Below are 8867 nucleotides of genomic sequence, written 5' to 3'. Positions count from 1 at the left end.
TTACTGTTCTCGCCATGGCTTGAGTTTCCCTATATTTTGTTGATATATAGGATTAAAATAAGGCTTTATCTGTATTTTTCAAATTAGGGACACGCCCTAATAACAAGAGGCTACAAGTCAACAAAGGAAACAAGGTTTGGCTGTGCTATTCTATAAATTTGTTAATCTTGGGTTTATATATACCCCAATGAATCTAACTTATATTATTATAGCGCTGATTAACAATATTGCTGTTTATACTTTACACTGTCTTTGTAACTTTATACTTAAAATGCCTTACCGAAAACTGAGAACATTCGTGCAGTGTGAGTATGTGTAACTTATTATTTTAAAAACGATTATTACTATATTTCTGTGCCCTTTATAGCCAGTAAAAATCTGCGATTGCTACGGCGTATTCTGCTTATTTACTGATAAAATTTTTTTAAATACCAACTTATAAATCTACTAAAATTAAGCGACTTGAAATAACTAATTGAATAGCTAAGGATTTTATTATGCAAAAATCAGGACTGATGATTGGCCACTTTGAGCCTCTTCATTTAGGACATATTCGCAGCATTTTGCATGCTTCATCAATCGTTGAGGTGTTGCATATTGTCATTACCCAGCACCCTAACCCCAACCCTAGGTTCCCAGTAACGCTACAAGACAAAGCACGTTGGTTGCAAATGGCTTGTAGTGACTTACCTTTTATTAAGATTCACATTTGTGATGACTTCTCTTTCCCAGTTCATGACAGCATCGAAGACATCACCATCAATATTGATGCTTATAACGCTAAGATTGACTATATTGAAAGCAAGTTCGCCATTGATGAAGACAATGTTCTGCTAGTCACTGAAGGCCACTCTTTATCGAAGCCTGCTGTGACTTCAGCATTAAACATTGATGTCACCACTACCCCACTTCACCCTGAATTTGACAGTACTGCCATTCACTACAATCCGATTGCTAACTGGGACATTATCCACCCTGAAGCTCGAGGTAATTACACCCGTACTGTGGCCATTGTCGGTGGCGAAAGCTCTGGAAAAACCACTTTAGCCCATAAGCTTGCTAACTATTATGGGGCTGATTTGGTGTTGGAGATGGGTAGACTATATGTGGGTACTGACCTTGGTGGGACCGAAGAAGGGCTTCAATACAGTGACTATGGCCCCATTGCTCTAGACCATGCTCAGGCAGTGCGTGAGACTTTATATCAGGCTCAAGCTCCAATTACTTTAGTTGATACTGACTTCGTCACCACACAAGCATTTTGTGAGGAGTACGAGGGACGTGCTCATCCTTTTGTCACAGCTTGCATTGAAGAGTTTTGCTTCGACCATACTCTGTTCTTAGCCAATAACACACCTTGGGTAGATGATGGTATGCGCTCTTTGGGCAGTGAAAATGCTCGTGAACGCTTTGAAAATAGACTGACCGCTTTATTTGAGCATCATAATATCGAAACGCATCGTATTAGCAGCCCAGATTATTTCCAGCGTTATCAAGATGCTATCGCCTATATTGACCAGCATATCTTTAATAAATAAACTGGTCATAAATAAAAACTGGAAGGATTAATATGCGTATCAAACTACTCGATAACCTCACTGGAAAGTGGGCCATACAATGGATTATTGGCTGGTTCATCTTCGGTGTGATAGCGCTAAGCTCTGGTTTTTGGTTAACCACAGAGCACACACAGCTGGATTGGTTTTATCTAGGCGTCTCTCTAGTGGGCCTGGTCTGTGTGGTGTCTTTGTCCTTCCGCAGAAATGTCATGGGCAATGGTCTAGGGATGTTGGCTACCGCAGGGGAAGTTGTGGTGCAAGGAACCTCGGGGGCTGTGGGTCTCATGCTAGCGCCTTTATTCAACTTCTTTACCCATGCTTACGGCCTTGCCTATTGGGCAAAAAACACTGACCCCGATGGCAATATGGTGCCAAAATCAGCCACAAAGTGGGTATGGATAGTCACTCTAGCCTTCATCACCATTGGTCTGCCCATGTTCCCTATGGTTAACGACTGGCTTGCGCAAAGAGGCTATGCAGTGGTTCAAGATGATGGCAGTCAGTTCTTAGGCATGATAGATTTTTATTGGATTAACGTCTTTGCCTTCGTACTCTCCATTACTGCCCAAGCCACGATGATTTTGCGCTATTCTTTTAACTGGTGGATTTGGATTGCGGTAAACTTCGTGTGGTTGATCGTTAACCTAATGACGGGGAATTATATTTTCGCTATCCAAACCATGGTCTATCAGATTAACTCTTTTATCGGTCTATATGAGTGGCAGCGTAGTGCTGAAGAAGCAGTTTAATGGCTGCAGCGTTTAATAACTTGCTTTGGATTTAAATAAAAAAAAATACCGCGAGAGTTCGCGGTATTTTTTATATTCACTTTTATTAGCCTGATAGCAGGTATTAGCCTTAAGAAGCTATTAAGCTTTGCTAGGGTTATAGTCTTTTAAAGCCGCAATACGGTCATCTAACGTCGGATGCGAGCGGAAGAAGTTAGCAATGCTGAAGCTTTGTGACTGACCACTTGAGATAGCGAAAGCTTTCATATTCTCTGGCATCTGATCTGGACGCTGTTCTGCAGGGCGCAGGGCATCTAAAGCACTGATCATCTTATTACGGCCAGCAAGCTTGGCACCCATTTCATCAGCACGGAATTCACGCTTTCTGGAGAACCACATCACAATTGCTGAAGCTAAGAAGCCCAGTAAGATATCCATCACGATACTGGTCACGAAGTAACCGATACCTGGACCGTCTTCATTCTTGAAAACCACTCTATCAACGAAGCTACCTACGATGCGAGCGAAGAACATAACGAAGGCGTTAACCACCCCTTGAATTAAAGCTAGGGTGACCATGTCGCCATTGGCCACGTGACCAATTTCATGCGCCAAGACCGCCTCTACTTCATCAGGAGTCATGGTATGTAGCAAGCCAGAGGAGACAGCTACTAGAGCTTTGTTTTTGTTCCAACCGGTCGCAAAAGCGTTAGGCTGAGCATTATCGAAGATACCCACTTCAGGCATACCAATTTTTACGGCTTTGGCTTGCTTGGCTACCGTGTCTACTAGCCATTGTTCAGTGGCATTACGAGGCTGTTCAATAACTACTGTGCCCGTTGATCTTTTGGCCATCCATTTTGATAATAGAAGGGACACCATTGAGCCAACCATGCCATAAACAGCACACATTACGGCTAAGCTACCAAAGTTTATGCCTCCGGCGCCATGGACAGAGCCGAGGCCAAAGAAGGCCGATAAAATACTAAAAACAATGCCGAAGACCACTAGCACTGCTAAGTTGGTTAATAAAAACAGGCCAATACGCATCATACGCTAACTTCCTTTAAATATATTTGAGAGGCAACGCGGGGCTTAATATTAGCCAAAAACCAAACCCCATTTTGCAACAGTCATGACCCACTTAAATGGGGTCTGGGTGTCAAAAATTCAATATTTTTACCTATTATCTTACAGACTATTGTAAAAACCTAGACTTTAAACCTGCCTGTTACACAGCAGTTTACTTTAAGGTAGGTTATTGCAATAATAAGTTAAGGATAATACTGGCCCAGTCTTGCCACTGGTTAGACGAAGGGTCTGTTAATATACGCTATTGGGAACTTTTTCCCTATTGACTAATAAGGACATTAGAATGGCATCACGTAAACGCTCTGAAAAACGTAGCTTAGATCAATGGTTGGCTGACTATGCTGTAAGCCACCAAAATCCTATTAATAAAAAGATTCATTGGCTGTGTGTGCCCACAATTTTTGTGAGCATTCTAGGCATGGGTATGTCTGTAGCCGCTTGGTTCACCATCGTAGCTGCCATGCTGGTTGCGGTATTCTACTTACGCCTATCTACTCCCCTATTCATCGCCATGGGTATATTTATGCTCATCAGTATGGCTGCCATTGCGTTACTACCATTTGGGTTTAAAGCTTGGGCTGCTGTCTTTGTGGTGGCTTGGATTGGACAGTTTATCGGCCATAAACTTGAAGGCAAAAAACCTTCTTTCTTTGAAGACTTACAGTTCTTATTAATTGGACCAGCCTGGGTGGCTCACACCTTAATGGGACGCAAAATTAAGCCAAGTATGTAACTAAAACGTACATTTATAACTAAAATACAACCAAATTTTCTGGTTTGATGGCTTTATGTAACCCAAAACCTCCTAAATATTTGTTAAACTAGCGACCTCTATATATAAGTAGTCCTTATAGATACTTATTGTTTTTTAAGAGGTCCAAGCTTACATAGATATAGGCTAACCACTTAACTGTGACTGCTTACTAAGAAATATATAACAAAATTATAGCTTCATCACCTTGTAGTCCCATCTTATAAGCTTTTTAATAGGAGAACGAACTGTGAACTTAATTCAAAAAACCCTTACTGTTGCTACTTTAGCGGGTCTAGGCGCTTTAAGCGTTAACGCCAACGCAGCAATCTATGAGATTGACCCTCTTCATGCTAACGCTCGCTTTTCTATCGACCATTTCGGTACCACTACTAACACAGGTGGTTTCTACGGTCTAACTGGCGTAGTGGATTATTCTCCTGAGAAAAAACAAGGCTTCGTAGGCGTTACAATCCCTATGAATAGCTTAACCACTAACGTTAAACCTTTTGACAAGCATTTAAAATCTGCTGACTTCTTTAACGTAGAAAAATATCCTACTGCTTACTTTAAATCTACCAAATGGGAATTTGATGGCGATAAAGTAAAATCAGTGAAAGGCGAGCTAACCATGCTTGACCAAACACACCCAGTGACTTTAACAGCCACTAAGTTTAACTGCTACGATAACCCAATCTTAGAGACAAAAACTTGTGGTGGTGACTTTGAAACCACTATCGATAGAACTCAGTGGGGCATCAACACCTACACTGACGGCGGTATGATGAAAAACGTTAAGTTAAAAATTCAAATCGAAGCGGGTCTAAAAGACGACAAGAAAAAGTCTTAATAACCCTCGCTTGAGTTAACTTTTGGTCAAAGTATTGGCCAACAAAAGGCGCTACTAAACAGTGGCGCCTTTTTGTGTTTAAATGAGAAGCTATAAGCGACCCTACCTGATGCTATCGGAGTGACATTATCGATGAACCTGCCCAGTATTCGGCCTATTTCGGTAAGAGACACCCATGAGCCTAACCGTACCTCAATTACGCTTGAGCTATTATTTGACTTAGTTTATGTCATTGCAGTTTCAGCGGCGGCTCATGGGCTGTATCAAAACTTGTTGGCTCACGAATACTCAGGATTTATCACCTTTACCGTGGCGTTTTTTATTCTGTGGAATGCGTGGACCAGCTTTACGTGGTTTGGCTCCGGCTATGACCCCGATGATTTGCCCTATCGTATCTCTGTGATGATGCAGATGTTTGGCTCCCTATTGATTGCCGCCAACATCCATCAGTTCTTCGATCAAGGATTAATCTGGATTGGGGTAGCCGGTTACGCCATTATGCGCCTTGCCAGCTGCAGTCAGTGGTGACGGGTTTATCGTGATGTGCCTGAACACAAAAAGGTAGCGGGCTGCAGCATGTTTGGGCTCATCACTCTACAGCTAATGTGGATAAGCTGGTTGTTTTTGCCTGAACCACTAAAAAGATCCGCCCTGTTTTTATTCATTGCAGCTGAATTATTAATGCCTATCTGGGTGCGCTCAGAGCAGTTTGATAACTGGCACCCTCGTCACATCGCCGAACGTTATGGTTTATTAACCATTATCGTTTTGGGAGAAGGCATCTTGGGGGTCAGTCAGACTATTTTACATTTTTTAATCAACCCAACTTATTCTGCTGCCGCCATTTTGATTTCAGGTTTGGCATTGGTGGCCTTGCTGTTTTCTGTATGGTGGCTTTACTTTAGCATCCCATTCGATGACATCTTGGATGAAGAGCGTCGCCGTCACGACTTTGTCTCTTTTGGCTATGGCCACTTCTTTATCTTTACTGCTTTGGCAGGCCTAGGCAGCACCCTAAAACTGGTAACAGAAGTCATTGATGAAACGGGGCAACACCGCTCTTGAAGGTATCTCCCAACCTTATGCCATGGCAATGATTATGCTTCAGCTAGGAGCGTTTTTATTGACATTAACCACACTGCAGGCCTTAATGTGCCGTAAGTCCAGCCATAATATGCTAGGCCTACTACTCAGCTTCGCTATTCTAGCCGTCAGTTACTTTATAGTTAGCCAAGGAGTCCCAATTACTTATGGTATTTGGCTCAGTGTCTTGGCGCCCATTACTATGATCAGGCTATTTAATGTTGATAATAAGTCGTGGATGGCGACGGATTAATTCTTAAATACACCTATATACTCACAAAAAAAGACAGCCCAAAAGCTGTCTTTTTTATTACCTAACAAAAGCTGATTGACCGACTTAATCTGCCAAAGCTTGAATCAGCTCAAAGCGAGGCACAGTTTGCCCCTCGACTGTGACTGTTTCTACAAACATCTCCAGCGGACGCACCCACACATCATAGTTACCATAAAGGCAGCGATATACCACCAACGCTTTCTCAGTTTCTGAGTGGTGCGCTGTGTGTAGCACTTGGTAAAGACTGCCTTTGTAGTGACGATAAATGCCTTGTGGTACGGTCTTGGTTGTCAATTTATTACTCATAATTTCAGTTTTTGTTGGGCTTGTATTTTGGTTTACACCAAACATTAAGCAACCGTTACTCTAGCAAAGGCTTTTTTGCCTGCCTGAATAACTACCGTTTGGCCTGAGGTTAGGCTAAAGCCTGCATTCACTTCTTCACCGTCAACCTTCACCGCATTGCGTTTTAGCATGTCTTTTGCGGCAGCGCTGTTCTTAGCCAAGTCGGCTTGGTTCAAAATTTGGGTAATGAATAAGGCTTCTTGACCCGCTTCAAGCTCTAGCGTTATCTCTGGTAAATCAACTGGCATTTCACCATCAGCTAAGACGTTACCCGCAGATTTGTGAGCGTTGGCAGCCGCTTCTGCTCCGTGGAAGCGCTCAATTAACTCTTCCGCCAAAATACGCTTGATCTCTTGTGGGTTGCGTCCCTCTTCCATCTCTTTCATCAGCGCATTTACTTCGTCCATAGGCTTGAAGCTTAGGAACTCATAATAACGCTGGATTAATTCATCTGGCATAGACAGTAGCTTTTGGTACATAGTGCCTGGCGCATCATCAACACCCACGTAGTTGCCTAGAGACTTCGACATTTTATTAACGCCATCTAGACCTTCTAAGATAGGCACTGTGATACATACCTGTGCTTCATGACCATAACGTCCTTGAAGGGTGCGGCCCATCAATAAGTTAAAGGTCTGGTCTGTACCCCCCATCTCAACGTCAGCTTCTAGCGCAATTGAGTCATAGCCTTGTACTAAGGGGTATAAGAATTCGTGAATGGCGATTGGGGTTTGTGACGCATAGCGCTTCGCGAAATCATCACGCTCAAGCATGCGAGAGACCGTCAACTGGCTTGCCAACTGAATCATGTCACCGGCGCTCATTTCATTGAACCACTGTGAGTTAAAGACTACTTTGGTTTTGTCTTTATCTAAAATTTTAAAAACTTGCTCAGCATAAGTCTTAGCATTAGCCAACACTTGCTCATCTGTTAAAGGGGGACGTGTGGTGTTTTTACCAGAAGGGTCACCAATTTTCGCCGTATAGTCACCGATTAAGAAATAGATTTCGTGGCCTAAATCTTGGAAATGCTTTAGTTTATTGATTAGAACTGTGTGACCTAAGTGCAAGTCAGGGGCAGTGGGATCAAAGCCTGCTTTAATTTTTAACGGGCGACCCAGCTTTAGCTTAGCAATCAAATCCTCTTCTGAATAAATCTCATAAGTACCGCGCTTAATGATAGCCAGTTGTTCTTCTATACTTAAGTTATTGATTGATTGTTCTGACGTCGCTTGGCTCATATCTGCCTCAATTATTTTGTGATGAATGAAGTGGAAATAACAGTCTAATCAGGACTATGTTAATGAGTATAAAAAAGGAATGCTAGGATTTTAATGAAGAATGCAGTAAAAAGCTATTTTAACGGGCTTTTTATAGCCTTTTTTGGTAAAACTTTATCCAAATCAAGCTCAGAAAGTCTATTTAAGCCAATAACGGGTTGAAAGTTTAAAATAGTAAAATAGACCAAAAACATAGATTTGTTTAAAAAAATTTGTATAGATGACTTTGTATTTGTATTTTTTTACGTTATGATAATTTATAGTCACTGGTTAGCTAAGCTAACCTAGTCATGCGATAACTCACTTACAGCTAATCAAATAAAGTTTTTTTCTTATTTAAATAGTCCATCTATTGCCTCTAATCTTCTTTTTATTCTCAAGGATTTACAATGAATATCAATCTTGATGATTTAGAAAAAATCATTGCGCTCGCTGAACGCTCAAATATTCAATCATTAGAAGTCGTAGATGGCACCCAACGTATCCAAGTGGTCTGTCATGCTCCTGAGTCTGATGCCTATTTATCCGAGACCTCTGTTGCCTCTTTGAGCCAAGCAGACAGCGTAACCACGCCATCGACACTGACTGGCTCAGAGTCTGATAACTTAGCAGCTGATGCGTCAAACTCTACGCCTTCCACGGCCAATTCATCCATTATCGCGCCTATGATGGGCACCTTCTATCTTCGCTCAGACCCTAGTGCCGATGTGTTTTTTAATGAAGGCGATAGCGTCAAAGCCGGCGACACCTTATGCGTGATAGAAGCCATGAAAATCATGCACGAAGTCAAAGCAGAAGAAGACTGCATTATCGAGAAGATACTAGTCAAAGAAGGCGATGTGGTCGAATTTGATCAACCTTTATTCGAGACTCGTGCCCTATAAGACAGTCCTTACCACCCTCTT

General features: G+C 42.1%; 9 protein-coding genes and 1 pseudogene. 7 read left to right on the top strand and 3 right to left on the bottom strand.

Going from position 1 to position 8867, the window contains the following annotated elements:
- The first annotated feature begins 497 nt into the window (after positions 1-497).
- Together nadR and pnuC are read left to right on the top strand one after the other, a co-directional pair.
- Positions 498-1538: a multifunctional transcriptional regulator/nicotinamide-nucleotide adenylyltransferase/ribosylnicotinamide kinase NadR gene (nadR, locus tag A1232T_RS05245; protein WP_077448433.1), complete on the top strand. Its 1041-nt coding sequence runs from the start codon at positions 498-500 to the stop codon at positions 1536-1538.
- A gap of 32 nt (positions 1539-1570) precedes the next feature.
- On the top strand, positions 1571-2308 hold the full coding sequence (pnuC, locus tag A1232T_RS05240; RefSeq protein ID WP_077448432.1) for a nicotinamide riboside transporter PnuC: 738 nt from the start codon (positions 1571-1573) through the stop codon (positions 2306-2308).
- 120 nt (positions 2309-2428) lie between these two features.
- Here pnuC and htpX read toward each other — a convergent pair whose 3' ends face one another.
- The gene (gene htpX, locus A1232T_RS05235; protein WP_077448431.1) at positions 2429-3340 is read right to left on the bottom strand and encodes a protease HtpX; all 912 of its coding nucleotides are present in this window, start codon (positions 3338-3340) and stop codon (positions 2429-2431) included.
- A 322-nt stretch (positions 3341-3662) separates the two neighbouring features.
- Between htpX and A1232T_RS05230 the strand changes: the two genes are divergently transcribed.
- The 4 genes and pseudogenes from A1232T_RS05230 to A1232T_RS14365 all read left to right on the top strand — a co-directional run bounded on the left by A1232T_RS05230 (position 3663) and on the right by A1232T_RS14365 (position 6316).
- A complete protein-coding gene (locus A1232T_RS05230) occupies positions 3663-4112 on the top strand; it encodes an Mpo1 family 2-hydroxy fatty acid dioxygenase (protein ID WP_208606914.1) in 450 nt (149 codons plus the stop codon).
- A 268-nt stretch (positions 4113-4380) separates the two neighbouring features.
- Positions 4381-4980: a YceI family protein gene (locus A1232T_RS05225; protein WP_077448430.1), complete on the top strand. Its 600-nt coding sequence runs from the start codon at positions 4381-4383 to the stop codon at positions 4978-4980.
- Between the two features lie 132 nt (positions 4981-5112).
- Positions 5113-6045, top strand: a pseudogene (locus A1232T_RS05220) (low temperature requirement protein A).
- Positions 6020-6316 carry a hypothetical protein gene (locus tag A1232T_RS14365; RefSeq protein ID WP_244152390.1) on the top strand — a complete coding sequence of 99 codons (297 nt, stop codon included), beginning with the start codon at positions 6020-6022 and terminating at the stop codon, positions 6314-6316. Before A1232T_RS05220 ends, A1232T_RS14365 begins: the two are co-directional and overlap by 26 nt.
- An 84-nt stretch (positions 6317-6400) precedes the next feature.
- Here the strand turns inward: A1232T_RS14365 and A1232T_RS05215 are convergent, their stop codons facing one another.
- Together A1232T_RS05215 and tyrS are read right to left on the bottom strand one after the other, a co-directional pair.
- Positions 6401-6643 carry a DUF1653 domain-containing protein gene (locus tag A1232T_RS05215; protein ID WP_077448435.1) on the bottom strand — a complete coding sequence of 81 codons (243 nt, stop codon included), beginning with the start codon at positions 6641-6643 and terminating at the stop codon, positions 6401-6403.
- Between the two features lie 44 nt (positions 6644-6687).
- The gene (gene tyrS, locus A1232T_RS05210; RefSeq protein WP_077448429.1) at positions 6688-7923 is read right to left on the bottom strand and encodes a tyrosine--tRNA ligase; all 1236 of its coding nucleotides are present in this window, start codon (positions 7921-7923) and stop codon (positions 6688-6690) included.
- 428 nt (positions 7924-8351) lie between these two features.
- Between tyrS and A1232T_RS05205 the strand changes: the two genes are divergently transcribed.
- Positions 8352-8846, top strand: coding sequence for an acetyl-CoA carboxylase biotin carboxyl carrier protein (locus tag A1232T_RS05205; protein ID WP_077448428.1), 495 nt, complete (start codon positions 8352-8354; stop codon positions 8844-8846).
- Positions 8847-8867: the final 21 nt, after the last annotated feature.

The organism is Psychrobacter pasteurii, from assembly GCF_900162815.1.
In the GTDB taxonomy this organism is placed as follows: Bacteria; Pseudomonadota; Gammaproteobacteria; order Pseudomonadales; family Moraxellaceae; genus Psychrobacter; species Psychrobacter pasteurii.
This window is presented reverse-complemented; position numbering and strand designations above follow the sequence as displayed.

Excerpts from the sequence above, each read along its gene's own strand:
- A1232T_RS05205 (WP_077448428.1), top strand. The coding sequence starts at position 8,352 with ATGAATATCAATCTTGATGATTTAGAAAAAATCATTGCGCTCGCTGAA.
- htpX (WP_077448431.1), bottom strand. The coding sequence starts at position 3,340 with ATGATGCGTATTGGCCTGTTTTTATTAACCAACTTAGCAGTGCTAGTG.
- A1232T_RS05215 (WP_077448435.1), bottom strand. The coding sequence starts at position 6,643 with ATGAGTAATAAATTGACAACCAAGACCGTACCACAAGGCATTTATCGT.
- tyrS (WP_077448429.1), bottom strand. The coding sequence starts at position 7,923 with ATGAGCCAAGCGACGTCAGAACAATCAATCAATAACTTAAGTATAGAA.
- nadR (WP_077448433.1), top strand. The coding sequence starts at position 498 with ATGCAAAAATCAGGACTGATGATTGGCCACTTTGAGCCTCTTCATTTA.
- pnuC (WP_077448432.1), top strand. The coding sequence starts at position 1,571 with ATGCGTATCAAACTACTCGATAACCTCACTGGAAAGTGGGCCATACAA.
- A1232T_RS14365 (WP_244152390.1), top strand. The coding sequence starts at position 6,020 with ATGAAACGGGGCAACACCGCTCTTGAAGGTATCTCCCAACCTTATGCC.
- A1232T_RS05230 (WP_208606914.1), top strand. The coding sequence starts at position 3,663 with ATGGCATCACGTAAACGCTCTGAAAAACGTAGCTTAGATCAATGGTTG.